Source organism: Streptomyces sp. NPDC033180 (genome assembly GCF_055577645.1).
Genome location: NZ_JBVIPU010000001.1, coordinates 501,733 through 523,889, shown reverse-complemented (window position 1 = coordinate 523,889; position 22,157 = coordinate 501,733). Strand labels below are relative to the sequence as shown.

General features: G+C 70.1%; 22 protein-coding genes and 1 riboswitch. Of the genes, 11 read left to right on the top strand and 11 right to left on the bottom strand.

Annotation, left to right across the window (positions count from 1 at the left end; translation table 11 throughout):
* Positions 1-111 precede the first annotated feature (111 nt).
* Both ACZ5WE_RS02460 and ACZ5WE_RS02455 read right to left on the bottom strand, forming a co-directional pair.
* Positions 112-582 (bottom strand): hypothetical protein, encoded by a 471-nt coding sequence (locus tag ACZ5WE_RS02460; protein ID WP_467690564.1) that lies wholly within the window; start codon positions 580-582, stop codon positions 112-114.
* Between the two features lie 138 nt (positions 583-720).
* Positions 721-1,089, bottom strand: a complete 369-nt coding sequence (locus ACZ5WE_RS02455) for an arsenate reductase family protein (RefSeq protein WP_467690562.1) — start codon at positions 1,087-1,089, stop codon at positions 721-723.
* 322 nt (positions 1,090-1,411) lie between these two features.
* Between ACZ5WE_RS02455 and ACZ5WE_RS02450 the strand changes: the two genes are divergently transcribed.
* From ACZ5WE_RS02450 to ACZ5WE_RS02440, 3 genes are all read left to right on the top strand, one after another.
* Positions 1,412-1,717, top strand: a complete 306-nt coding sequence (locus ACZ5WE_RS02450) for a hypothetical protein (RefSeq protein WP_467690560.1) — start codon at positions 1,412-1,414, stop codon at positions 1,715-1,717.
* A 70-nt stretch (positions 1,718-1,787) separates the two neighbouring features.
* On the top strand, positions 1,788-2,708 hold the full coding sequence (locus ACZ5WE_RS02445) for an alpha/beta hydrolase family protein (RefSeq protein WP_467690558.1): 921 nt from the start codon (positions 1,788-1,790) through the stop codon (positions 2,706-2,708).
* A 149-nt stretch (positions 2,709-2,857) separates the two neighbouring features.
* Positions 2,858-4,216 (top strand): DUF2252 domain-containing protein, encoded by a 1,359-nt coding sequence (locus ACZ5WE_RS02440; protein ID WP_467690557.1) that lies wholly within the window; start codon positions 2,858-2,860, stop codon positions 4,214-4,216.
* Here ACZ5WE_RS02440 and ACZ5WE_RS02435 read toward each other — a convergent pair.
* Positions 4,213-5,355, bottom strand: coding sequence for an HAD family hydrolase (locus tag ACZ5WE_RS02435; RefSeq protein ID WP_467690555.1), 1,143 nt, complete (start codon positions 5,353-5,355; stop codon positions 4,213-4,215). The genes ACZ5WE_RS02440 and ACZ5WE_RS02435 overlap by 4 nt on opposite strands.
* A 207-nt stretch (positions 5,356-5,562) precedes the next feature.
* On the opposite strand from ACZ5WE_RS02435, the gene ACZ5WE_RS02430 reads away from it, so the two are divergent.
* The 5 genes from ACZ5WE_RS02430 (at position 5,563) to ACZ5WE_RS02410 (ending at position 10,184) form a co-directional block, all read left to right on the top strand.
* Positions 5,563-6,429: a helix-turn-helix transcriptional regulator gene (locus ACZ5WE_RS02430; protein WP_467690554.1), complete on the top strand. Its 867-nt coding sequence runs from the start codon at positions 5,563-5,565 to the stop codon at positions 6,427-6,429.
* Positions 6,430-6,434: 5 nt separating this feature from the next.
* The gene (locus ACZ5WE_RS02425) at positions 6,435-6,914 is read left to right on the top strand and encodes a VOC family protein (RefSeq protein ID WP_467690552.1); all 480 of its coding nucleotides are present in this window, start codon (positions 6,435-6,437) and stop codon (positions 6,912-6,914) included.
* 32 nt (positions 6,915-6,946) lie between these two features.
* Positions 6,947-7,132: riboswitch (cobalamin riboswitch) on the top strand.
* Between the two features lie 114 nt (positions 7,133-7,246).
* The gene (locus ACZ5WE_RS02420) at positions 7,247-8,272 is read left to right on the top strand and encodes an ABC transporter substrate-binding protein (RefSeq protein ID WP_467690551.1); all 1,026 of its coding nucleotides are present in this window, start codon (positions 7,247-7,249) and stop codon (positions 8,270-8,272) included.
* A gap of 107 nt (positions 8,273-8,379) precedes the next feature.
* Positions 8,380-9,396: a FecCD family ABC transporter permease gene (locus tag ACZ5WE_RS02415; protein ID WP_467690549.1), complete on the top strand. Its 1,017-nt coding sequence runs from the start codon at positions 8,380-8,382 to the stop codon at positions 9,394-9,396.
* Positions 9,393-10,184 carry an ABC transporter ATP-binding protein gene (locus ACZ5WE_RS02410; protein ID WP_467690548.1) on the top strand — a complete coding sequence of 264 codons (792 nt, stop codon included), beginning with the start codon at positions 9,393-9,395 and terminating at the stop codon, positions 10,182-10,184. Before ACZ5WE_RS02415 ends, ACZ5WE_RS02410 begins: the two co-directional genes overlap by 4 nt.
* Before the next feature lie 62 nt (positions 10,185-10,246).
* On the opposite strand, the gene ACZ5WE_RS02405 is transcribed toward ACZ5WE_RS02410, so the two are convergent.
* Positions 10,247-11,038 carry an MBL fold metallo-hydrolase gene (locus ACZ5WE_RS02405; RefSeq protein ID WP_467690546.1) on the bottom strand — a complete coding sequence of 264 codons (792 nt, stop codon included), beginning with the start codon at positions 11,036-11,038 and terminating at the stop codon, positions 10,247-10,249.
* 187 nt (positions 11,039-11,225) lie between these two features.
* On the opposite strand from ACZ5WE_RS02405, the gene ACZ5WE_RS02400 reads away from it, so the two are divergent.
* Positions 11,226-11,822 carry a CGNR zinc finger domain-containing protein gene (locus ACZ5WE_RS02400; protein WP_467690911.1) on the top strand — a complete coding sequence of 199 codons (597 nt, stop codon included), beginning with the start codon at positions 11,226-11,228 and terminating at the stop codon, positions 11,820-11,822.
* A 100-nt stretch (positions 11,823-11,922) separates the two neighbouring features.
* Here the strand turns inward: ACZ5WE_RS02400 and ACZ5WE_RS02395 are convergent, their stop codons facing one another.
* Both ACZ5WE_RS02395 and glnA read right to left on the bottom strand, forming a co-directional pair.
* Positions 11,923-12,690: an alpha/beta hydrolase family protein gene (locus tag ACZ5WE_RS02395; RefSeq protein ID WP_467690544.1), complete on the bottom strand. Its 768-nt coding sequence runs from the start codon at positions 12,688-12,690 to the stop codon at positions 11,923-11,925.
* Positions 12,691-12,877: 187 nt separating this feature from the next.
* A complete protein-coding gene (gene glnA / locus ACZ5WE_RS02390) occupies positions 12,878-14,287 on the bottom strand; it encodes a type I glutamate--ammonia ligase (RefSeq protein ID WP_467690542.1) in 1,410 nt (469 codons plus the stop codon).
* A 218-nt stretch (positions 14,288-14,505) separates the two neighbouring features.
* Here glnA and ACZ5WE_RS02385 point away from each other — a divergent pair, with 218 nt between their 5' ends.
* Positions 14,506-14,973 carry an RDD family protein gene (locus tag ACZ5WE_RS02385; protein WP_467690540.1) on the top strand — a complete coding sequence of 156 codons (468 nt, stop codon included), beginning with the start codon at positions 14,506-14,508 and terminating at the stop codon, positions 14,971-14,973.
* 100 nt (positions 14,974-15,073) lie between these two features.
* Here the strand turns inward: ACZ5WE_RS02385 and ACZ5WE_RS02380 are convergent, their stop codons facing one another.
* From ACZ5WE_RS02380 to lipB, 4 genes are all read right to left on the bottom strand, one after another.
* Positions 15,074-15,778, bottom strand: coding sequence for a DUF4191 domain-containing protein (locus tag ACZ5WE_RS02380; RefSeq protein ID WP_467690538.1), 705 nt, complete (start codon positions 15,776-15,778; stop codon positions 15,074-15,076).
* A gap of 30 nt (positions 15,779-15,808) precedes the next feature.
* On the bottom strand, positions 15,809-16,012 hold the full coding sequence (locus ACZ5WE_RS02375; RefSeq protein WP_160504648.1) for an SCO2195 family GlnR-regulated protein: 204 nt from the start codon (positions 16,010-16,012) through the stop codon (positions 15,809-15,811).
* A 260-nt stretch (positions 16,013-16,272) separates the two neighbouring features.
* On the bottom strand, positions 16,273-17,238 hold the full coding sequence (locus ACZ5WE_RS02370) for a lipoyl synthase (protein ID WP_467690536.1): 966 nt from the start codon (positions 17,236-17,238) through the stop codon (positions 16,273-16,275).
* A 137-nt stretch (positions 17,239-17,375) separates the two neighbouring features.
* Complete coding sequence (gene lipB / locus ACZ5WE_RS02365) at positions 17,376-18,221, bottom strand: lipoyl(octanoyl) transferase LipB (protein ID WP_467690534.1); 846 nt, start codon at positions 18,219-18,221, stop codon at positions 17,376-17,378.
* Positions 18,222-18,466: 245 nt separating this feature from the next.
* On the opposite strand from lipB, the gene ACZ5WE_RS02360 reads away from it, so the two are divergent.
* Positions 18,467-19,912 (top strand): regulator, encoded by a 1,446-nt coding sequence (locus tag ACZ5WE_RS02360; protein WP_467690532.1) that lies wholly within the window; start codon positions 18,467-18,469, stop codon positions 19,910-19,912.
* 80 nt (positions 19,913-19,992) lie between these two features.
* Here the strand turns inward: ACZ5WE_RS02360 and ACZ5WE_RS02355 are convergent, their stop codons facing one another.
* Positions 19,993-22,080, bottom strand: coding sequence for a family 20 glycosylhydrolase (locus ACZ5WE_RS02355; RefSeq protein WP_467690531.1), 2,088 nt, complete (start codon positions 22,078-22,080; stop codon positions 19,993-19,995).
* Between the last annotated feature and the right edge of the window lie 77 nt (positions 22,081-22,157).

The window sequence follows — 22,157 nt, the reverse complement described above, 5'->3', positions numbered from 1 at the left end:
GTGCCGTGGTGATGCCGCGCAGCTTGCCAACGCGCGATTTCCCATCCATTGCTCGAATGTGAACCCCGTGTTACCTGCGGTGTATGTGGCCCACTTCACGCTCCGGGGTTCTCACTTGATGACGGCGTTGGCGGCCGCGATGAGCAGCCCGATCGCCGCGTCCGCCAGGCCGAGCAGCACGGCCGAGCGCCGCCGGTAGCCGGCCCGGAGTGCGGCGAAGGTGCCCCAGCCGAGGAGGAGCGCCGCGTTCAGCAGGAGCGCGGAGTATGTGACGGGCGCCTCGGGCCAGCCGAAGGTGCCGGCGAGGACGAGCAGCGCCACGGTGGGCCAGCAGGCGACGATCACCGGCCACTCGTCCATGAGCTCCCAGGCCAGCTGCCGCCACCGGTGCAGGCCGGAACCCGGCCGGTGCGTGGACATGTGGTGCGCGTATCCGTGCGCGAGAGCAGCCGTGCCCGCGGTCACCATGATCCAGGCGGCGTCGTAGTAGGGCGTGTAGGCCTGCTGCTCCGAGTGCAGTGCCGCGACGAGCGCACTGGCGAGGATGGTGCCGTACACGCCTCCGAACATCAGGTTCCGCACGGGGCACTCCTTTCCGTTCCCCGGATCCTTCGTCCGGCCGGCGGTCCTGTGGAGTGCCCAACGCTATGGAGGCATATGTAACGTTTCGCCGGAGATAACCCATCGTTCGACCGTCATCTGAAGCGCCGCGCCCCGTACCTACCGGGACATCGCGTCCCGCACCGCCTCCTCCGTGCGCCCCACCACCGCGGTGCCGTCGTCGGCGGTGATGATGGGCCGCTGGATGAGTTTGGGGTGCTGGGCGAGCGCCGTGATCCAGCGGTCACGGCCGGAGGCATCGCGCGGCCAGGCCTCGCGGTCCTTCAGGCCCAGCTCCTTGGCGGCGTCCTCCTGGCTGCGCGTGATGTCCCACGGCTCGAGTCCGAGCCGCTCCAGGACGGCCCGGATCTCGTCCTCGGTGGGGACGTCCTCGAGGTAGCGGCGGACGGTGTAGTCGGCGCCCTCCGCATCGAGCAGCGTGAGCGCGCTGCGGCACTTCGAGCAGGCGGGATTGATCCAGATCTCCATACCGCACACGCTACCCGCGCCCCACCTCCCCACAGACTGCCTGACCAGCGGCGATTGCCCGCAGGTAGGCGCAGAGCGGCACCCGTACGAGGGATGCGGTCGTTCCCGCTCTGGCAGCCCCGTTCCGTGAATGAGTCTGTTCGAATATTCCTCCGTCCCACAGGTACCTCGCAGACCTGGCGTGACATGGCGACAACCCCCCTTCTCACCAGGCCATTTGGCGAGCGCTTCGGGCTCCCGGGATGTCAGTGCCGGGCAGTAAACTAGAAGCAGTGTTCGAGGGTTCCCGACGGGGGTTCCTGACCGCGACAGGAGGATGCCTGTGCCCGCTGCCGCACTCACATCGAAGTCGAAGCGCAACGCTTCCCGGCCCGTGTTCATCGACCCGACGTACGCACCACTGGAGAAGCGACCGCTCCCGGCCGGACGGCCGCGTGAGTGGTACATCACGCACAACCGGCGCCTGAAGGCCATGCGCCTGGCGATAGCCCTGCTCGACTCGGGCGTCTATCTGCCGAACCAAGCCAACAACACCAGGATCCGGAGCATGGCGGAGGACGTGGGCATTCATCCGCCGTCGGACATCACCTGCCATATGGTGCGCGCCCTGATGCGGTACAGCCGCTGAGCTGTCGCGCGGACGTGTACGGGTGGGGGCCCAGCGGCCTCCGCCCGTACGCGTGGTTCATGCTGGGCGCATGACTCAGCCGGAATCCGCCCCCGCCCAGCAGGAGCCCGCGGACGAGCTGCCGCTGCTCGTCACCGCCCAACTCCCGGACGGGGCAAGGTTTCCCGTGCGTGGGCTGAGGGGGAGCGAGGCCTCGCCCCGTCCCGCGCCGGCCTTCCTGATGCTTCCCGCCATGGGCACCCCCGCCCGCTACTACCGCGCGTTCGCACGCCAGTTGCACGCGGAGGGGCTCACCGCCCTGACCGTGGACCTGCGGGGGCAGGGGGAGAGCACCCCGCGGGTGACGGACGCGGACGCCGTCGACCACGGCTACCGCACCATCGTGGAGCAGGACCTCGTCGCGGTCATCGAGGCGATACGCACCGAACTGGGCCCGCAGGCCCCGCTGTACCTCATCGGCCACAGCCTGGGCGGCCAACTCGGTCTCGTGCACGCCTCTTTGGGTATCGGGCCCGGCGTCGACGGAGTCGTCCTCGTCGCCTCCGGCTCCGTCTGGTTCAGGGCGTACGGCCCCCTGCGCGGGCCCCTGCTGCTCATCGGCGAGCTGTTCGCCGCGGCCACGTCGACGCTGCTCGGCCGGTGGCCCGGCACCCGCCTCGGCTTCGGCGGCAACCAGCCCAGGGGCGTCATGCGGGACTGGGCACGCCAGGGCCGTACGGGTCGCTACTCGTCCCCCGGCTCCCCGCACGACTACGAGGCGACCCTGCGCACCCTCGGTCTGCCCGTTCTCGCGGTTTCCGTCGAGGGCGACACCTGGGCCCCGGCAGCCGCTCTCGACCACCTCGTCGGCAAGGTGCCCAAGGCCCGCGTCACCCGCCTGCGGTACTCCGTGCGGGAAGCGGGCGCCCGCCTCGACCACTTCGTGTGGACGCGGGCGGGCGGAGCGCTGGCCAAGAGGGTGGCGGCGTGGGCGGTGGCGGGCGGAAGCTGAGGTCCCCCGGCGCCACCGGTACGCCTCGTGCCGGGGAGCCGAGGGTCACCCGTTCGGCGTACCCGGCATGCGTACGCGCCAGCGGCGGCATTGGCTGCTCCTGAGGGGAGGCTGTTGCCGGGAGCCGCCGACGGAGAGGGGCGAGGGCGATGACCACTCCGGACGAGCGCGCCCGCCGCGGCAGGGACGCCCGCAAGCGCGCCTCCCGCTCCTCGCACGGCGCGTGGATACCCTCCGCCGACCGCGCCGATCCGGTGGCCGTCCTCGAGCGGCAGGGCACGGACCGCGTCCAGGAGCTGCTGCCCGTCCGGTACGCCCGCATGGCAGCCTCACCCTCGGCCTTCCTGCGGGGCGCCGCCGCCGTCATGGCGGGGGACCTCGCCGTCCAGTGGCACACCGGCCTCACCGTCCAACTCTGCGGCGACGCCCACCTGTTGAACTTCGTCCTGTTCGCCTCCCCGGAACGCGCCCCGCTCTTCGACCTGGACGACTTCGACGAGACCTGCCCCGGGCCCTTCGAATGGGACGTCAAACGCCTGGCCGCGAGCATCGCCGTGGCGTCCCGCGACAACGGCCACCCGGAGCGCGGGACACGCGAGGCGTGCCTCGCGGCGGTGGCGGCGTACCGCGCGTCGATGAGACGTCTGGCCGGCCGCGGTGAACTGGCCGTCTGGTACGAACGGACCGACGCGCACGACCTGTTGCCCCTCATCCGCTCCACCCGCCGCCGCAAGGGCGAGGCGACCGCCCTGGACCGCGCCCGCGGGCGTACGAGCCTGCGGGCGCTCGGCAAGCTGACAGAAGAAGTGGACGGCGTCCGCCGCATCATCCACGACCCGCCGCTCCTCGAACCCGCGGGCGCCCCGGACCTCGCGGCGGTGCGCAAGATCTTCGGCGACTACCGCTCCACGCTCTCCGAGGAACGCCGACTCCTCCTGGACCGCTACCACTTCGTGGACGCGGCGCGGAAAGTGGTGGGAGTGGGCGGCGTCGGCACCCGCTGCTTCATCGTGCTCCTCGCCGGGCGCGACGCCGACGACCCGCTCTTCCTCCAGATCAAGGAGGCGGTCCGCTCGGTCCTGGAGGAGCACCTCCCGGCAGGGCCGTACGTCCACCCCGGCCACCGTGTGGTCGCGGGGCAGCGCCTCCTCCAGGCGGCGAGCGACATCTTCCTCGGCTGGATGACGGGCCCCCAGGGCCGTGCCTACTACTGGCGCCAACTGCGCGACACGAAGGACTCCGCGGACGTGGAGGTCATGTCCCCCGCGGAGCTGTCCTCCTACGCCCGGCTCTGCGGCACGGCCCTGGCCCGCGCCCACGCCCGTTCGGGCGACCGCATAGCCATAGCCGCCTATCTGGGCGGCTCCGACACCTTCGACCGGGCGATCGCGGACTTCGCACTGCGCTACGCGGCGCAGAACGCCCGGGACCACGCGGCACTGACCGATGCGATCGCCTCGGGGCTCGTGAACGCCTCCGCCGGGAACGCCTCCGCCGGGACCGACTAGCGGATCTCGTCCGGGACCACCGTCAGCCACCGCTTGTCCGCGGTGACCTTCTGGCCGAGCTCCCGCTGCCGGTCGGCGTTCTTCTTCTTCATCCCGTCCAGCTGCTTCATGTAGTCGTCCTTGCGGTTGACCCAGACCCGCGCCCCGCCGTGCTCGACGTCCGCCGAGTGGAACAGCATCGGGCCGTCGCTCGCCGGAGTGTCGCCCGCCACCAGGATGGGCTTCTTCCACTCGTCGATGTACGTGCTGATGGCCGCGGGCTTGCCCTGGTACCAGGTCAACGGCGCCCACAGGTTCGGCGTCAGCTCATGCCCCGCGAGCTTCTTCTCGTCGAAGCGGCCCTCCGCGATCTCCTTGCGGGAGCTGGTGACCTCGCCCGTCTTGCGGTCCTTGAGCTGCAGGCCGACACCGATGACGTTCTCGGGCTTCACGTTGTAGCCGTACTTGGGGTCGGAGAGGACCATGCGTACGAGGTCCTCGCTGGCCGCGCTGACGACGTGGACCTCGATGCCGTGTGCCCGCAACGACTTGTGGAGCTCCTGCATGCCGGTGAAGAACTCGGGCGTCTTGACCTCGGTCTTGGTCAACTTCCCGTCCTCGTAGTACTCGGCGGGGATCGGCTTGTCGTGGGCGAGGAGTTCGTCGACGTACCCCTTGAGCTCCTTCAGCGTGAAGCCCGAGAAGATCTGCGCGGCCCACGGATAGCAGACCTGGTCGTCGACCTCGCAGAGCCGGTTGTAGTAGCTGTAGAGGCTCTCCTTGTGCTTCGCCGTGTCCTTGAAGGGGATGATCTTCAGGGACGGGTCCATCGACTTGCGGGTCAGCACCCCCTTCATCTCCAGGAAGGGCAGGAGGGACTCCTCCAGGTCGTTGCGGTACGTCGTGTTGTCCGCGTCGAAGACGGCGTACGCGCCCTTGTCCTCGTTCTTCGCGATGACCTTGCCCAGCTTCGCCGCGACCGGCTTGGGCCAGTGCTTCAGCTCGGCCGCGGCCTTGGCCGCCGTCCTGGCCGACCTCGCGGAGGCGTCCGCCGCCGTCGCGTCCGTGCTCGGCCAGAACGCCGTGCCCGCGAGTACGGCCGCGGTGAGCGCGCCCGCCGTGCCGATGACGGCCAGCTTGCCTTTTGCCTTTACTGCCATGGTTGTGTGCCCCCTGAGAGCGGTCTGCGCCCCGTCCGGAGCGGCGGGTCATCGTATGAGGTCAGGCGGCGGATTCCCATGATCGGCATCACTGGACGGAACGGGCATGGGACGCCCGTGCGCGGGTAGGCGAGTCGGACGCCCGGCAGGCTTTCGGGCCTGCCTTCGGACCTGCTTCGGAGCGGCGTCCATCGCATACTGGAAGGCATGGAGAGCGTCTCCCGGGAGTTCGTCCGGGCCGCACCGCGGCTCGACGGCATGGTGGTGTCCGCCGTCGGCTACCGCACGAAGGGCGAGCTGCCCGGCCTGCACCGCGGCCTGCCGTCCCCGTACCTGACGCTGATCTTCTCGCTGGACGGCCCCGTCGTCACCGGCCTCACCCCCGAGCAGGCGGGCGGCCGCGACGCCACCCGCACGGACATCGTCCTCGGCGGCCTGCACCAGTCCCCGGCGTACGTCGTCAGGCCCGAGCACGAGGCGGGCATCCAGCTCGCCGTGCACCCGCTCGCCGCCCGCGCCCTGTTCGGCGTACCGGCCGCGGAACTGGCCGGCGACCTGCTGACCCCCGGCGCGGAGGTGATGGGACGCCGCGCCGTCGACGTACGGGAGCTGTTGTGCGAGCAGGGCAGCTGGGAGGAGCGGTTCGCCTCCCTGTCCGCCTACTTGAGGCAGCGCGCGGCCGATGACCGGACCGCGGGATCCGTACGCCCCGAGGTCGCCGAGGCCTGGGCCTGGCTCGCCCGGCACCGGGGCGTCGGCACCCTGCGCGGACTCTCCCGGCACGTCGCGCTCAGCGAACGCCGCCTCACCACGCTCTTCCGCGCCGAGACGGGCCTGACCCCCAAGCAGGCAGGACGCCTGATGCGCTTCCAGCGCGCACGCAACGCCGTCGTACGCCCTGTCGCGGCGGGCGCAGCCCCCGACCTGGCCCGCGTCGCCGCGGACTGCGGTTACTACGACCACTCCCACCTGGTGCGGGACTTCCAGCAGTACACCGGCGTGAGCCCCAGCGGCTGGCTGGCCGAGGAGTGCCGGAATATCCAAGCCGGGAGCCATGGCGGGGGCGAAGAGTAGGTCCCATGAACACCACCGAGAACCAGCCGCAGCCCCAGCCGAGCACCACCTCAACCTCGACGTCCGCCTCCGCCTCCGCCGGGCGTGCCCCCGACGTCTGGCCGACGCTCCAGGCCCACGACGCCCCCGCCCTGATCGACTTCCTGGTCGGCACGGTCGGCTTCCTGCGCACCGCCGTCTACGAGGACGGCGACCGCGTGGCCCACGCCGAGCTCGACTGGCCCGAAGGCGGCGCCATCATGCTCGGCTCGTACGACGAGAAGTCCCAGGAGTGGTGCCTGCAGCCGGGCACCTTCGGCGCGTACGTCGTCACCGACCACGTGGACGACCTCTACCAGCGGCTCACCGCCGCGGGGGTGAAGATCATCCGTGAGATCGAGGACCAGCCCTACGGCAGCAGGGAGTTCGGGATCGCCGACCCCGAGGGCAACAAGTGGTCCTTCGGCACCTACCGCGGCGCACCGAGGCCCGAGAAGGCGTCCTGACCTCGCGTGATGGCAGGCGGCGTGACCCCGCGTGATAGCTTGCGAGCGCCAGTCAACCCACACCAGGGCCAGGGAATCCGGTGCGAATCCGGAACTGACGCGCAGCGGTGAGGGGGAACGGGCGGGGCCACGGCCACTGGGCGTCCACGGACGCCTGGGAAGGCGCCCCGCCCGGCCGATCCCCGAGTCCGAAGACCTGCTGGCACCTTCGCCCGCGCACCGGGCGGCGGAGGTGACGAAGCAGGCCAGGCTCCGCGTATGAGCCGTGAGACTCAAGGGATCGTGTGTCCTCCACCGCCCGTCGTGTACGTAGTTCGGCCCGTCGTGTACGAGTGCCCGTCCTCCTCGCCGCGGCCCTGGCCGTCACGCTGACCTCGTGCGGAGGCGGCTCTTCGACCACCTCCGGCGGGGGCGGGAAGGCCGAGGGCTACCCACTGACCCTCACCTCCTGCGGCAAGAAGGCGGAGATCAAGGCGCCGCCGCGGCGGGCGGTCTCCCTCGACCAGGGCTCCACGGAAATCCTGCTCTCGCTCGGCCTCGCGGACCGCATGGCCGGCACCGGCACCTGGACGGATCCGGTGCTCAAGGGTCTGGAGAAGGACAACGCCAAGGTCGACCGGCTCGCCGACAGCTACCCCTCCTTCGAGAAGGTCCTCGCCCAGGAACCGGACTTCGTGACCGCTTCCTTCCTGGCGACGGTCAGCAAGGGCGGCGTCGCCGACCGCGCCAAGTTCACCGAACTCGGCGTACCCGCCTATGTCTCGCCCTCGGACTGCGCGGGCAAGGACAACAGCGGCGACGGCGACGGCCGCCGCGTCGAGACGCTGACCATGGGCACGGTGTACGGCGAAGTGCGGGACCTGGCCAAGGCGTTCGGGGTCGAGAAGCGCGGGGAACGGCTGATCGCGGACCTGAAGGGCAGGGTGGCGAAGGCGAGTAGGGCGATCAAGAAGGCTGACGCGTCCGACACGACGCTCCTCTACTGGTTCGCCAACTCCGACGCGCCCTACATCGCGGGCTGCTGCGGAGCCCCGGGCATCATCACGCGTGAACTCGGCGTGAAGAACGTCTTCGACGACACCCGGGACGAGTGGCCCCAGATCAACTGGGAGACGGTGGCGGACCGCGACCCGGACGTCCTGGTCATCGGCGACCTCACCCGCAAGTCGCAGACGGCCGAGAGCGCGAAGAAGAAGATCGAGTTCCTGGAATCCAACCCGGTCACCAAGAACCTGACCGCCGTGAAGAAGAAGCGGTACGTGCTGCTGAGCGGCCAGGCCATGAACCCGACGATCCGCACGGTGGACGGCATGGAGCAAGTCGCCGACGCGTTGCGCGAGTTCGGTCTCGCCAAGTGACGGGTGCCGCGGGCGCCCCGGGCGGCATACGCCACAAGCTGCTCCGGCGTCGCGTGGTGCTCCGGCGTCGCGTGGTGCTCCGGCGTCACATGGTGCTCCGGCGTCACATGGTGTTCTGGCGTCACGTGGTGCTCTGGACGGCAGGCCTTGCCGCCCTCCCCCTCTCCGTGGCGGTGGCCGTCACCATCGGCCCCGCGGACATCTCCGTACCGGACGTGTGGTCGGCGGTCGCGGCCCACCTCGGCTGGGGAGAGGCGCGGCTGACGCCCATCCGGGACGGCATCGTCTGGAACCTGCGCATGCCGCGCACGCTCCTCGCGGCGGTCTGCGGCGCGGGCCTCGCCGTCTGCGGCACGGTCCTCCAGTCCGTCCTGCGCAATCCACTCGCCGATCCCTTCGTGCTCGGCGTCTCCTCGGGGGCGTCCACGGGCGCGGTCGCGATCGTCGTCCTGGGGGTGGGCGGGGGAGTGGTTTCGGTCTCGGCGGGCGCCTTCGTCGGAGCCGTCTGCTCCTTCGCACTGGTCCTGCTGCTCAGCCACACCCTGGGCGCGAGCGCCGACAGGGTGGTGCTGTCCGGTGTGGCGGCGATGCAGTTGTTCTCGGCGCTCACCTCGTTCGTGATCCTGACGTCGGGCGACGCGGAGACGACGCGGAGTGTCCTGTTCTGGCTGCTCGGTTCGTTGAGCGGGGTGGGCTGGACGGAGGTCTGGCTGTGCGCGGCGGTGCTCTTGATCGCCCTCGCGATCTGCCTGACGCAGGCCCGCACCCTGGATGCCTTTGTCTTCGGCCAGGACGCGGCGGCGACGCTGGGCGTCCACGTGGCCCGTATCCGGCTGATCCTCCTGTCCACCACGGCCCTGCTGACGGCGGCGCTGGTCAGCAGCGCGGGCGCCATCGGTTTCGTGGGCCTGGTCCTGCCGCACGCGGCCCGCGCCCTGGTCGGCTCCGGGCACGCGCGCCTGCTCCCGGTCACGGCGCTCGCGGGCGCCGTGTTCCTGGTGTGGGTGGACACGCTGGCCCGCACGGTCCTCGACCCCCAGGAGGTCCCCGTGGGGGTGGTGACGTCCCTGATCGGAGTCCCGGCATTCGTCCTGGTCCTCTACCGCACGAGGAAGACGACATGACCCCGCGCACCGAATCCGGTCTACGGGCGGACCGGGTCACCAGAACAACAGCGGGCCACCTCATCATCGACGGCGTGACCCTGGCCCCGCCCCCCGGAGCCACGGTCGGCCTGCTGGGCCCGAACGGCTCGGGCAAATCAACCCTCCTTCGCATCCTGGCGGGCGTCCTGGCCCCGACGTCGGGGGTGGTCACCCTGGACGGCAGCCCGCTGCGGGACATCGGCCGCCGCACGGTGGCACGCAGGGTGGCGGTGGTGGACCAGGACGCCACCACGCAGGTCGAGCTGTCGGTGGAGGAGGTGGTACGCCTCGGGCGCATCCCGCACCGCAGGGCGTGGTCAATCCCGACTCCCGAGGACGAGGAGTCGGTACGGGACGCACTGGCGCGCACAGGCCTGTCCGACCGGGCGGCCCAGTCCTGGCACACACTCTCCGGCGGCGAACGCCAACGGGTCCAGATAGCAAGGGCGTTGGCGCAAACGCCCCAAGAGCTCCTCCTGGACGAACCGACCAACCACCTGGACATCCACCACCAACTGGACCTCCTGTCCTTGGTGGCGAACCTCCCCCTGACCAGCGTGATAGCCCTCCACGACCTGAACCTGGCAGCCATGTTCTGCGACCAGGTCCTGGTCCTGCGAGAGGGAGTGGCCCACGCGTCGGGCACACCATCAGAGGTGATCACGGAGGAACTGATCGCGAAGGTGTACGGGGTGAGGGCGGTGGTGACGACGACGAAGGACGGTCCGGGGCCCCACCGCCCGTCGATCCGCTTCCTACGGGGGTGAGTCCGGGCTTCTACGGTGGTGAGTTCGCGTCTACGGGGGCGAGTTGGGGCTGAGTTCCCCCGTCAGGCCAGTCGCAGACGCTCGGCGAGGCCCGCGGCGGCGAAGGCGGAGACCAGATCGTCCCGCCCCTCCGTGAAGTGGGCCCAGCTGTCGAAGTGGACGGGAACGACCCTGCGCGCCCCGAGGATCTTCGCGGCCTCGGCGGCCCGGGTGCTGTCGAGGACGATCGGAGCGCCGTCGAACAGGAACGAGAAGCGCGGGGCGCCGGCGAAGAGGACGGCTGTGTCCACCGGACCGAACCGCGCGGCGGTCTCCTGGACCGCTTCGAGCGAGGCGTTGTCGCCGCTGACGTAGACCGTGGGAAGCCCGTCGCCGGTCAGGACGAAACCGACGACCTCGCCGAGGACCGGTTCGACGTCCTCGCGCCTGCCTGGACCGTGAACGGCCGGTACGCCTGTCACGGTCACCCGCCCGCCGCCGGGCCGGTCGAGCTCGACGGACTCCCAGTCCTCGAGGCCCTTCACCCTGTCACCCAGGCTGTCGCGCAGGCGGCGCCCGCCGCCGGGAGTGGTGAGGGTGAGCGGTATGCCGGCGAGCAGGGCGCGGCCGGAGGTGTCGAGGTTGTCGGGGTGTTCGTCGTGCGAGAGCAGGACGACGTCGACGGGGCCGAGTTCGGCGGGGGAGACGGAGGCGGCCGCGGTCTTGGTCAGGCCACCGCCGGGCGCCGGGTAGTCACCGGGTGCGTCGAAGGTGGGGTCGGTGAGGAACTTCAGACCGCCGTACTCGAAGAGGGCGGTCGGGCCGCCGAAGACGCGTACGGGGATCTGCTGGTCGGTCGTGCGGGAAGCAGCCATGAAAGAAGCACACACCTCACGGATGGAGTTTCACTTATCCGTGAGAGACGATACGCACTTCTCACGGATAAAGGCAAGGCGTACCATGAGACCTGTGAAGGAGCCCGCAACCGCCGCGACCGCGGCAGCCGCCGTGACCGCGACAACTTTCGTGACCGCGGCAACCGCCGCGACCGCGACAACTTTCGTGACCGCCGAGCCGGCACCACCCCCCGCACCGGGCTCGGAGCAGTACCCCGCCCTGGACTTCGCCAACAGCGCCATCTCCCTGCCCGGCGGTCAGTTCACCGACCTCCTGGGCACGCCGGCGGCCACGAACCAGTGGCTCACCGAGCGCGACCTGGCCCCGGCCGACGCGGACCTCCAGGAGATGTGCACCGCCCAACTGCGAACCCTGCGGGAGCAGATCCGGGCCCTGCTCGCCGCCCGACTCGGCGGTTGCGCACCCCCGGCCGGCGCACTGGCCGCCCTCAACGAAGCCCTGACCAGGGCACCCGCGGCCGCCCTCCTCCACTGGGACCCGGCCCGCGGCGGCCTGTACCGCGCCGCCTCCCACCCCACGACACAGATCGTCGAGCACGCCCTGGCCACCCTCGCCGCCGACGCCGCCGCCCTGCTCACCGGCCCCGACGCCGACCGCCTCACCGCCTGCGGCTCCCCACCCTGCAACCGCTACCTCCTGCGCCACGGCCGCCGCCACTGGTGCTCCACCCGCTGCGGCGACAGGGCCCGAGCGGCACGCGCGTACGCCCGGCGCACACAGCCGGAGCCGGAACAGGGCTGACCGGCACGGAGCGAAAACGAAACAGCGAGGGCCGCCACCTCCCAGGGGAGGCAGCGGCCCTCAAACTGCCCGAGTTCTCCGTCGTCCGAGATGCCGTTTCTCAGGGCCGTGGCTCGTCGAGGTACTGGTCGGCCCAGGCGCTGATGATGTGAGCGGCCCGTTGCGCTTGCCCTCGCGCGGTCAACAGATGGTCCGCGCCTTCGAGCGAGATGAAGCTGCGCGGATGCCGTGCCTCCTGGAAGATCTCCGCGGCATTGGAGATGTCGACGGTGGAGTCGGTGGGCGAATGCGCCACGAGGAGCGGAACGTCCACCTCGCTGATCCGGTCGCGCAGGTGAGCCCGGCGCACGTCCTCGACGAAGGCGCGCTTGAGGACCAGGGTCCGCCCGCCGACGAACCACTCGTGCGCCCCGTCACTGAGGACGCGATCCAGGACCGAGTCGTACTGCCGCTCGACATGACTGGGATCGACGGGCGCCGCGATGGTGGCCAGCGCGCGGAGGCCGTCGATCTCGCACGCGGCCGCGATGGCGGCGGCGCCTCCCCACGAGTGCCCCACCAGCAAATCCACCGGAGTCCCTCGCTCCGCCATGAAGGCCGCGGCGCGGACCGTGTCCTGCACCTTGACCGTGAAGGAACCGTCCCCCCAGTCGCCCTCGGAGTCCCCGATCCCGAGATTGTCGAAGCGCAGCGTGCCGATCCCCTCGCGCGCCAGCTGCTTGCTGACGCGCGCGGCGGCCGGCGATTCCTTGCCCAGGGTGAATCCATGCGCGAAGAGCCCCCAGCCTCGGACCTCGCCCTCCGGCAGGTCGATCACCCCGGCCAGTGCGGGGCCGACGACGCTCGGGAATGTCACTTTTTCGTTCATGTGGGGCGCTCACCTAGGCAGGGGCTGATCGTGGGGGGAGAGGAGGGAGACGAGAGCGACACTAGCCGGTGTCGGCGCGAGAACCGCCGAACAGACACAACAGTGGGCCGCCTCCCCGTTCCGAGAGACGGCCCACTGGCCCACTGTCCATGCTGACGCGGCGTCGGGCTCACCCGACCCCGGCGATTTAGATGTCGAAGTACAGCTCGAACTCGTGCGGGTGCGGCCGCAGCTGGATCGGGGCGATCTCGTTCGTGCGCTTGTAGTCGATCCACGTCTCGATCAGGTCGGACGTGAAGACGCCGCCCGCCTGCAGGTACTCGTTGTCCGCCTCGAGGGCGTCGAGGACCGCGGGGAGGGAGGTGGGGACCTGGGCGACGCCCGCGTGCTCCTCGGGGGCCAGCTCGTAGAGGTCCTTGTCGATCGGCTCCGGCGGCTCGATCTTGTTCTTGACGCCGTCCAGACCGGCCATCAGGAGCGCCGAGAACGCCAGGTACGGGTTCGAGGACGGGTCCGGCGCGCGGAACTCGACGCGCTTGGCCTTCGGGTTCGAGCCCGTGATCGGGATACGCATGGCCGCCGAGCGGTTGCGCTGCGAGTACACCATGTTGACCGGGGCCTCGAAGCCCGGGACCAGGCGGTGGTAGGAGTTCACCGTCGGGTTGGTGAAGGCGAGCAGCGACGGGGCGTGCTTGAGGATGCCGCCGATGTAGTAGCGAGCGATGTCCGAGAGGCCCGCGTAGCCCTGCTCGTCGTAGAACAGCGGGTCGCCGCCCGCCCACAGCGACTGGTGGACGTGCATGCCCGAGCCGTTGTCACCGAAGATCGGCTTCGGCATGAAGGTCGCGGTCTTCTGGTTGCGCCAGGCGACGTTCTTCACGATGTACTTGAAGAGCATCAGGTCGTCGGCCGCGGCGAGCAGCGTGTTGAACTTGTAGTTGATCTCCGCCTGTCCTGCCGTGCCGACCTCGTGGTGCTGGCGCTCGACCTGGAGGCCGTTCTTGTCCAGTTCCAGGGAGATCTCCGCGCGGAGGTCCGCGAAGTGGTCGACCGGCGGGGCGGGGAAGTAGCCGCCCTTGTAGCGGACCTTGTAGCCGCGGTTGTTCTCGACCGCACCGGTGTTCCAGGCGCCTGCCTCGGAGTCGATGTGGTAGAAGCTCTCGTTCGCCGACGTCTGGAAGCGGACGTTGTCGAAGACGTAGAACTCGGCCTCGGGACCGAAGTACGCGGTGTCCGCGATGCCGGTGGACGCGAGGTAGGCCTCGGCCTTCTTGGCGATGTTCCGCGGGTCACGGCTGTACTGCTCACCCGTGATCGGGTCGTGGATGAAGAAGTTGATGTTGATGGTCTTGTCGCGGCGGAAGGGGTCGACCCGGGCGGTCGACAGGTCCGCGCGCAGCGCCATGTCGGACTCGTGGATGGCCTGGAAGCCGCGGATCGACGAACCGTCGAAGGCGAGCTCCTCGTTCGGGTCGAACGCCGCTGCCGGGATCGTGAAGTGCTGCATCACTCCGGGCAGGTCGCAGAACCGGACATCTACGAACTTCACGTCCTCGTCCGCGATGAACTTCTTTGCGTCGTCGGCGTTCTGGAACATCCAACTCCTCCTACTCCCGACCCCCAGGCGGGGACGGGGTTGCAGCTCGTTGTGCGGCCAGTGCGGTGGCACACGCTGGGACCCGACCATAGGGACGGGGGATTTCTCAAGCATGACCCATTTGTTTCGCCGAAGTTAACCGAGCCGGGTTCGAGCGAGGTGTCATTCGCCCTACCCCGCCCGTCCTCGTACGAAATCGGGCGCAGTACCGTGGACGGGTGGACAACAGGCAAGCAATCGGATCGTGGCTCTCCGGCCCTCGTGCGGCGGCAGAGGAAGCGGGCGTCGACTTCGGGTACCGCGGCGAGCAGCTCGGCCTGCCGGAGGAGGGGCCGGGTTCGATCGCGCGGCCCGGGCGGCGCATGGGCGCCGTCGTCGTCGACTGGGCCCTGTGCATGCTCATCGCATACGGCCTGTTCGCTCGCGGTGACCAGCAGGCGATGGGCAACTGGGCGCTCGGCATCTTCTTCGTCATGACCGTCCTGACGGTCGGCACGGTCGGCTGCACCCCCGGCAAGGCCCTCTTCCGACTGCGCGTCATCGCCGAGGGCGGCGGCCGGCTCGGCATCGGCCGCGTCCTGGTCCGCAGCGTGCTGCTCTGCGTCGCCGTCCCGGCCCTCATCTGGGACCGCGACGGCCGCGGCCTGCACGACCGCCTCGGCCGCGCCGTCCAGGTGCGCATCTGAGATCTCCGATTCCCCGACGTACGTACGACGAAGGCCCCGGAACCGATCGGTTCCGGGGCCTTCGTCCATGTAGGAGTTCGCCCAGCGTAGGAAAGTTCGCTCAGCCTCGCGGCATGCGAGGCGTGCGACCGCGTCCCGCGCCCTTCGGCATCGGGCCCTTCGGCAGCGGCATGTTGCTCATCAGGTCGCCCATCGCGCGCAGCCGGTCGTTCGTCGACGTGACCTGCGGGCCCTGGAGGACGCGGGGCAGCTTCAGAAGCGTCGTACGCAGCTTCTTCAGCGGGACCTGGCCCTCGCCGGTGCCGACGATGACGTCATGGACCGGAACATCCGAGACGACGCGCGCCATCCGCCTCTTCTCGGCGGCCAGCAGGCTCTTCACCCGGTTCGGGTTGCCCTCGGCGACGAGCACGATGCCGGCCTTGCCGACCGTGCGGTGCACGACGTCCTGGCTGCGGTTCATCGCCACCGCCGGAGTCGTCGTCCAGCCGCGGCCGATCTTGTCGAGCACCGCGGCCGCCGCACCGGGCTGGCCCTCCATCTGCCCGAAGGCGGCACGCTCAGCCCTGCGCCCGAAGACGATCGCCATCGCGAGGAAGGCGAGCACAAAGCCGAGAATGCCGAGATAGATCGGGTGACCGATCAAGAAGCCGATCGCGAGGAAGACACCAAAGGTGACGATTCCCACAGCCGCGATGATGAGACCGATCCGCGGATCGGCCCTGCGGGTCATCTTGTAGGTCTGGGCAATCTGCTTGAGTCGCCCGGGGTTCGCGGCGTCCGCCGCGGTTTCCTTCCTCGCCATGCCGTGAAGTCTACGTGTCCCTGGAGGTGACTACGACGTGCGGGTTGTCATCGCCTCTTCGAGCACGCGCAGCGCCTCGGCCCGGTCCTTGGCGCGACGCCGGTCGTCGAGCACGGACGTCCAGGCGTTGCGGCGAGCGGTGCGCTGGCCGCTGCTCATGAGAAGCGACTCGACGGCGCGCAGTGCGTCGGTGACGGACGGGATGGCGGTGGCGCGAACGGGCGCGGCCTGCATGGTGGGGCCCTCCTGAGCGGCTATGGGTAGGGCTGTACGTGGGGTAGTTCCAGGGTCACTGATTGGTGTTACCAGGGCGTGACCGACCGGTCAAACACGGATGAAGCCTTTACGCCGACGCGCAAAACACTGACGCGGCCCTGACGGTCCCCCTCACCTGCGGGGACCGTCAGGGCCGCCCATCTCGGCCACTACTCGTCAGTAGTTACTTGTGCGCCGATTCACACAGTCGGGCGTCGGCGGAGGGCTCGGCAGAGAGCTCACACCGCCTGCGAGGCGACGTACGCCCCACGCTTCTCGACCGCCATCTGGAAGAGGCGCCCCGCGCGGTACGAGGAGCGGACCAGCGGCCCGGACATGACGCCGGAGAAGCCGATCTCCTCGGCCTCCTCCTTCAGCTCCACGAACTCCTGCGGCTTGGCCCAGCGCTCCACGGGGTGGTGGCGCGGCGTGGGGCGCAGGTACTGCGTGATCGTGATGAGCTCGCAGCCCGCGTCGTGCAGCGCGTGCAGCGCCTCGCTGATCTCCTCGCGCTCCTCGCCCATGCCGAGGATGAGGTTCGACTTGGTGACAAGACCGGCCTCGCGGGCCCGGGTGATGACCTCGAGCGAGCGCTCGAAACGGAAGCCGGGGCGGATCCGCTTGAAGATGCGCGGCACCGTCTCCACGTTGTGCCCGAGGACCTCGGGGCGCGAGGAGAAGACCTCGGCCAGCTGGTCGGGGTCGGCGTTGAAGTCGGGGATGAGCAGCTCGACCTTGGTCTTGCCCTCGGCGCGCTCCGCCGTCATCGCGTGGATCTGGCGCACGGTCTCCGCGTACAGCCAGGCGCCGCCGTCATCCAGGTCGTCGCGGGCGACGCCGGTGATCGTGGCGTAGTTCAGGTCCATCGTGACGACGGACTCACCCACGCGGCGCGGCTCGTCGCGGTCGAGTGCCTGCGGCTTGCCCGTGTCGATCTGGCAGAAGTCGCAGCGCCGGGTGCACTGGTCACCGCCGATGAGGAAGGTGGCCTCGCGGTCTTCCCAGCACTCGTAGATGTTGGGACAGCCCGCCTCCTGGCAGACCGTGTGCAGGCCCTCGCTCTTCACGAGGTTCTGCATCTTCGTGTACTCGGGGCCCATTTTCGCCCGGGTCTTGATCCACTCGGGCTTGCGCTCGATCGGGGTCTGGGCGTTCCGGACCTCAAGGCGCAGCATCTTGCGTCCGTCGGGTGCGACTGCGGACACATCGGCTCCCTGTAGCTTCGATTCTTCGGCGCACACCAGGGTACGCCCGTGATGTCGTTGGGCTTACGTTCGGGCAACCTCTGGCCGACGGGGTGCATTCCCGCAGCGACGCCGGCGGCTCCGGCAGCCCGAGCTCTCTAGGCGGTCGCCTTCTCGGCTTCCGGATTCTCAACGGTGCTGCCGGCCGTCTTCTCCACGGCCCGCGGCGCGAGTTCCGCGTTCTCGAGGATCTCCCGCAGGTGTTTCTCGGCGACCGGCAGGACGTCGGCGATCGTGATCTCGCGGCCCAGCTCGTACGAGAGGGAAGTCACGCCCGCGTCGCGGATGCCGCACGGGATGATCTTGTCGAACCAGGTGTTGTCCGGGTTCACGTTCAAGGCGAAGCCGTGCATCGTCACGCCCTTGGCGACGCGGATGCCGATGGCCGCGATCTTGCGGTCCTCGCGGCGCTGGCCCGCGTTGGACGGGGCGTACTCCGGGCCGTTGAAACGGGCGTCGAACTCGTCGTCCTGGGCCCGCGGGTCGAAGTCCAGGGTCAGGCCGCCAAGCGCCGGACGCTGCTCTGTTGCTTGTTGTGGGTCACCGAGGACCCATACGCCGCTGCGGCCCTCGACGCGGGACGTCTCCAGGCCGAATTCCGCACACGTACGGATAAGAGCCTCTTCCAGGCGGCGCACATGTGCTACGACGTCCACCGGGCGCGGCAGCTTCTGGATCGGGTAGCCCACGAGCTGTCCCGGACCGTGCCAGGTGATCTTGCCGCCCCGGTCCACGTCGACGACGGGGGTGCCGTCCAGCGGGCGCTCGCTGTCCTCGGTGCGGCGGCCCGCGGTGTACACCGGCGGGTGCTCGAGCAGCAGACATGTGTCCGGGAGTTCGTCGGCGAAGCGGGCGGCGTGCACGCGGCGCTGCTCGTCCCAGGCCTCCTGGTACTCGACCGAATCCGGGCCGAAGCCGAGACGGACGAACTGAAACTCACTCACGGCAAGTGCCTCCCTAGAACCTGCACCAGACCTGCGTCGCAGAACCTGCACCGTGCACATATCGCGCCCCCAGCCACTGTACGGGCAGCGCATTCTCGTCAGTCCTCCGGTCAATCCTCACACGATCGGATGAATGCGGGGCGAAGGTCGCGATGAGGGCGGTGGGGGCCGCTACATTCACGCCGTTCACAGAGCCATAAGGGCTGCTCAAGGCAACGCCCGAAAGGCAGGAGACCGCACAGCTGATGACGGAACGACCTCCGCAGCGCACCCCCAACCGCCAGCTAGCCGCGCTCATCTCAGAAGCCGGGTTCTCCAATGCGGGGCTCGCGCGCCGCGTCGATCAGCTGGGGCTCGAGCACGGTCTCGATCTGCGGTACGACAAGACGTCGGTGACCCGCTGGCTGCGCGGGCAGCAGCCGCGCGGCACCACCCCCGCCCTGATCGCCGAGGTCTTCACCCGGCGGTTAGGCCGCCGCCTGACCGCGCAGGATCTCGGGCTCGACGCGTGCGCGCCGGTGTACGCCGGTCTTGAGTTCGCGGCGAGCCCCGAAGAGGCGATCGACATCGTCGGCGGGCTCTGGCGCAAGGACTCCGGGAGCCACGCCGAGCTCCGGAAGATCGCGTTCACCCCGGCGGGCCTCGTCGTACCCAGCAGAGACTGGCTGATCGGCCGCGCCGACGAACGGGTGAGCCGCGGCGACTACCCGCCGAGCGGCGCCCGCGTGCCGACACAGGGCCGGCCCGCCATACCGCGCCAGCGCAAGGAGCCCGAGCGTGGCGTCGGTGCGAGGGTGACCAGCGGCGACATCTCGGCCCTGCGCTCCGTCGGCGAGCTCTTCCGCGCGCTCGACCACGCGTACGGCGGCGGGCACGCCAGACAGGCCCTCGTGCGCTACCTGGAGCACGAGGCCGAGCCGATGCTGCGCGGCACGTACGGCGAACAGGCCGGTCGGCGGCTCTTCGCGGCCGCCGCCGACCTCACCCGGCTCGCGGGCTGGACGTCGTACGACATCGCGGCGCACGGCCTCGCCCAGCGGTACTACGTGCAGGCGCTGCGGCTCTCGCAGGCGGCGGGCGACCGTGCCTACGGCTCGTACGTCCTGGTCACCATGAGCCGCCAGGCCGTCTACCTCGGGCACGGCAGAGAGGCCGTACAACTGGCGCGCGTGGCCCAGCAGGGGGTCGGGTCGTCGGCGCCGCCCGTCGTGCAGGCCCTGCTGCACTCGGTCGAGGCGCGTGGCCACGGAGTGCTCGGCGAGGTGCGGGCGTGCACGGCGTCGATGGTGCGGGCCGAGCGCGCCCTGGAGACGGCACGGCCGGGCGACGAAGTCCCCTACTGGGCGCGGTTCTTCGACGAGGCGCAGCTCGCGGACGAGTTCGGGCACTGCCACCGGGACCTCCAGCAGTACCGCGTGGCCGCCCAGCACGCGGAGCGCTCGCTCCAACTGCGCGCCCCCGGGTACGCCCGCAGCCGCCTGTTCTGCCGGATCGTGCTCGCCTCCTCGCGCCTGGGCCTCGGCGAGCTGGAGCAGGCGTGCCAGCTGGGCGCTGAGGCGGCGCAGGCGGCGGGTGAGATGCGGTCGGTGCGTGCGGTCGAGTACGTACGCGACTTCGAGCGGCGGCTCGAGCCGTACCGCGACGCGGCGGCGGTGCGGGGATACCGCGACCGGGTGTCGGCGCTGGGCTGACTCCGGGGCGGTGTGCAAGGGCGATGTGTAAGGGGCGGGGCTGCGCAGCCCCGCCCCTTACACGTGCGCTCGGTCGAGGCTCAGCGCAGGCGCGCGACCTCCTCGGGGGACAACGCCTCGTCCCACGTGGTGAGTTCGTCGAGGTCGCCCCGCAGGCTCGCCTTCTCCGTCCCGATGGACCGCAGCGGCAGCGGGATCGACGCCGCGACGGACCCGACCCGCTTACCCTCGGCGTACAAGGTGGTGTGCCCCGGAGTCGTCACCCAGGTCAGCCGCGTCCAGCGGTCCAGCGGCAGCGTGAAGTCGAAGCTGTGGTCGGCCTCGCCGTACCGCGTGAAGCCGACCTTCCCGGTGCCGTGCTGCATCAGCTTCAGCGCGCCCGCCTTGGAACTGAGCAGTACCTGGTCCCCGGTCCTGGCCGTCGGGCGGACCCGCACCGAAGCGGTCCACGGCTCGGCGACGTCGAGACCGCCGAAGCCGACGCCGTCCCGGTCGGAGTCGAAGCGCCAGGCCTGACCGCGCACACCCTCCACCGGGGTGGGGTTGTTGATGATGTACGACGTGCCGGGGAGGCCGCCCGCCACGTCCTCCGCGAGGATTGTGTTGCCGGGACTGCCCGCGTACGTCCAGCCGCTGGGGTAGGAGGCGTCGTCGAACGTCCAGTGATGGCTGGGCCGACCCTCCACCCTCGGTGGTACCGGCGCCGGCGTCGTGCCCGGTGGGTCGCCGACGCGGGTGGCGCGGGCCCTGAATTCGGTGAGTGTGTCCGGGGTGGCGGACTTGTTCCAGGCCCGGTCGGCGAGGATCGCGCGGGGGCCGGCCATGTGCTGCTCGAAGTAGCCGTCGTCGGCCCAGAAGTTGTAGTCGGCCCAGTTGGTGACGCCGGAGCCGAGCATGTCGGCGTCGGTGTTGGGCGCCCAGCTGTCGTACATCCAGGGCTCGTCCGGATACAGGTGGTGGTAGTTGTTCGGGGTGTCGTAGAAGGGGCCGATGGCGATCTCGTCGTGGCCGGGGATCTCGGGCTCGGCGCCCGTGCCCTCCCAGGTGAGGAAGACGACGGGGTCGTGGACCTTCTGCTGGGGCGCGGTGAGGTGCTCGGAGCCGTTGTAGACGGCCGTGCGCTTGCCGTGCGAAGCGACCACGTCGTCAAGGGTGTTGATGTAGCGGTTGAGGAGGTCGCCGAGGGTGGACACGTCGGGGGCGCTCGCCAGGTGGTTCTTCACGCGCGGGCATTCCGCGAGCTGCCCTGGGACCTCCTCCGCGCCGATCGAGAACAGCGGCGCGTCGAACCAGCCCGCGAACTCGTCCACGATCTCCTTCGACTTCGCGATCGCCTTGTCGCTGGTCATGTCGATGATCCAGTCGGGCGTGAGGTGGGAGTGCGTGTGCGCGCCCGTGCACGCGCCGGCGCCGGATCCGAAGCCGATACCGAAGGCCTCGCTGATCACGGTGGCGTGGCCGGGGAGTTCGAGGCCGGGCATCAACTGGACGTGATGGCGGGCCGCGAAGGCCTTCAGATGCTCGATGTCGGCGCGGTTGTAGCTGTGGTCGGGGTCGGCAAGGCCCGGGAACTTCGGGCTGTGGAGGCGGAAACCCTCGGACTCGGAGAGGTGCAGGAAGAGGGTGTTGAGCTTCTGGTCGCCCATCCTGCGGATCAGGTTCTCCAGGTAGGGGATCTTCCAGTACTTGCGGCCCGCGTCGAGATGGACCATGCGGATTGCCTGCGCGGGGCGGTCGGTGGAGCGGGCGCGGGGGACGGCACGGTGGTCGTCGGCCGTGGTGCGCAGGAGCTGGAGGAGCGTGCGGGTGCCGTAGTAGAGGCCGTGGGTGGACGCGGCTTCGATGCGGATGGGGCCGGAGCTGTCGAAGCCGTAGCCCTCGGCGCCGTGGTTCCCCTCGGCGGTGAGGCCGAGTGCGATGTCGCCGTGGGCGGGGCGGCCGCTGCCGATCCGGGGTGTGATGCCGGTGACCTGCTTGATCTCCGTGCGCAGCTGGTTGGCGAGTTTGCGTACGGACTGGTGTGCGGGGCCCGGGAATTCACTGCGGCCCGAGGGGAGCGCGGTGGCGGCTCCGGCGCGCGGGTCGATCAGGATGCGGGTGCGCTCGGTGAGCTTCGTACGGCCGTCGAGCGCGGTCCAGTCGGTGGGGCGGGGTACGACGGACGGCACTTCCGTCTCTGTGGCAGCTGCCGCAGCTGCCGTATCTGTCGCAGCTATGGCGGTTGTGGCGGTTGGTAAAGACAGAC

Coding starts and splice junctions, on each gene's coding strand:
- ACZ5WE_RS02455 (WP_467690562.1), bottom strand. CDS start 1,089: ATGGAGATCTGGATCAATCCCGCCTGCTCGAAGTGCCGCAGCGCGCTC.
- ACZ5WE_RS02445 (WP_467690558.1), top strand. CDS start 1,788: ATGACTCAGCCGGAATCCGCCCCCGCCCAGCAGGAGCCCGCGGACGAG.
- ACZ5WE_RS02440 (WP_467690557.1), top strand. CDS start 2,858: ATGACCACTCCGGACGAGCGCGCCCGCCGCGGCAGGGACGCCCGCAAG.
- ACZ5WE_RS02435 (WP_467690555.1), bottom strand. CDS start 5,355: ATGGCAGTAAAGGCAAAAGGCAAGCTGGCCGTCATCGGCACGGCGGGC.
- ACZ5WE_RS02430 (WP_467690554.1), top strand. CDS start 5,563: ATGGAGAGCGTCTCCCGGGAGTTCGTCCGGGCCGCACCGCGGCTCGAC.
- ACZ5WE_RS02425 (WP_467690552.1), top strand. CDS start 6,435: ATGAACACCACCGAGAACCAGCCGCAGCCCCAGCCGAGCACCACCTCA.
- ACZ5WE_RS02415 (WP_467690549.1), top strand. CDS start 8,380: ATGGTGTTCTGGCGTCACGTGGTGCTCTGGACGGCAGGCCTTGCCGCC.
- ACZ5WE_RS02410 (WP_467690548.1), top strand. CDS start 9,393: ATGACCCCGCGCACCGAATCCGGTCTACGGGCGGACCGGGTCACCAGA.
- ACZ5WE_RS02405 (WP_467690546.1), bottom strand. CDS start 11,038: ATGGCTGCTTCCCGCACGACCGACCAGCAGATCCCCGTACGCGTCTTC.
- ACZ5WE_RS02395 (WP_467690544.1), bottom strand. CDS start 12,690: ATGAACGAAAAAGTGACATTCCCGAGCGTCGTCGGCCCCGCACTGGCC.
- glnA (WP_467690542.1), bottom strand. CDS start 14,287: ATGTTCCAGAACGCCGACGACGCAAAGAAGTTCATCGCGGACGAGGAC.
- ACZ5WE_RS02380 (WP_467690538.1), bottom strand. CDS start 15,778: ATGGCGAGGAAGGAAACCGCGGCGGACGCCGCGAACCCCGGGCGACTC.
- ACZ5WE_RS02375 (WP_160504648.1), bottom strand. CDS start 16,012: ATGCAGGCCGCGCCCGTTCGCGCCACCGCCATCCCGTCCGTCACCGAC.
- ACZ5WE_RS02360 (WP_467690532.1), top strand. CDS start 18,467: ATGACGGAACGACCTCCGCAGCGCACCCCCAACCGCCAGCTAGCCGCG.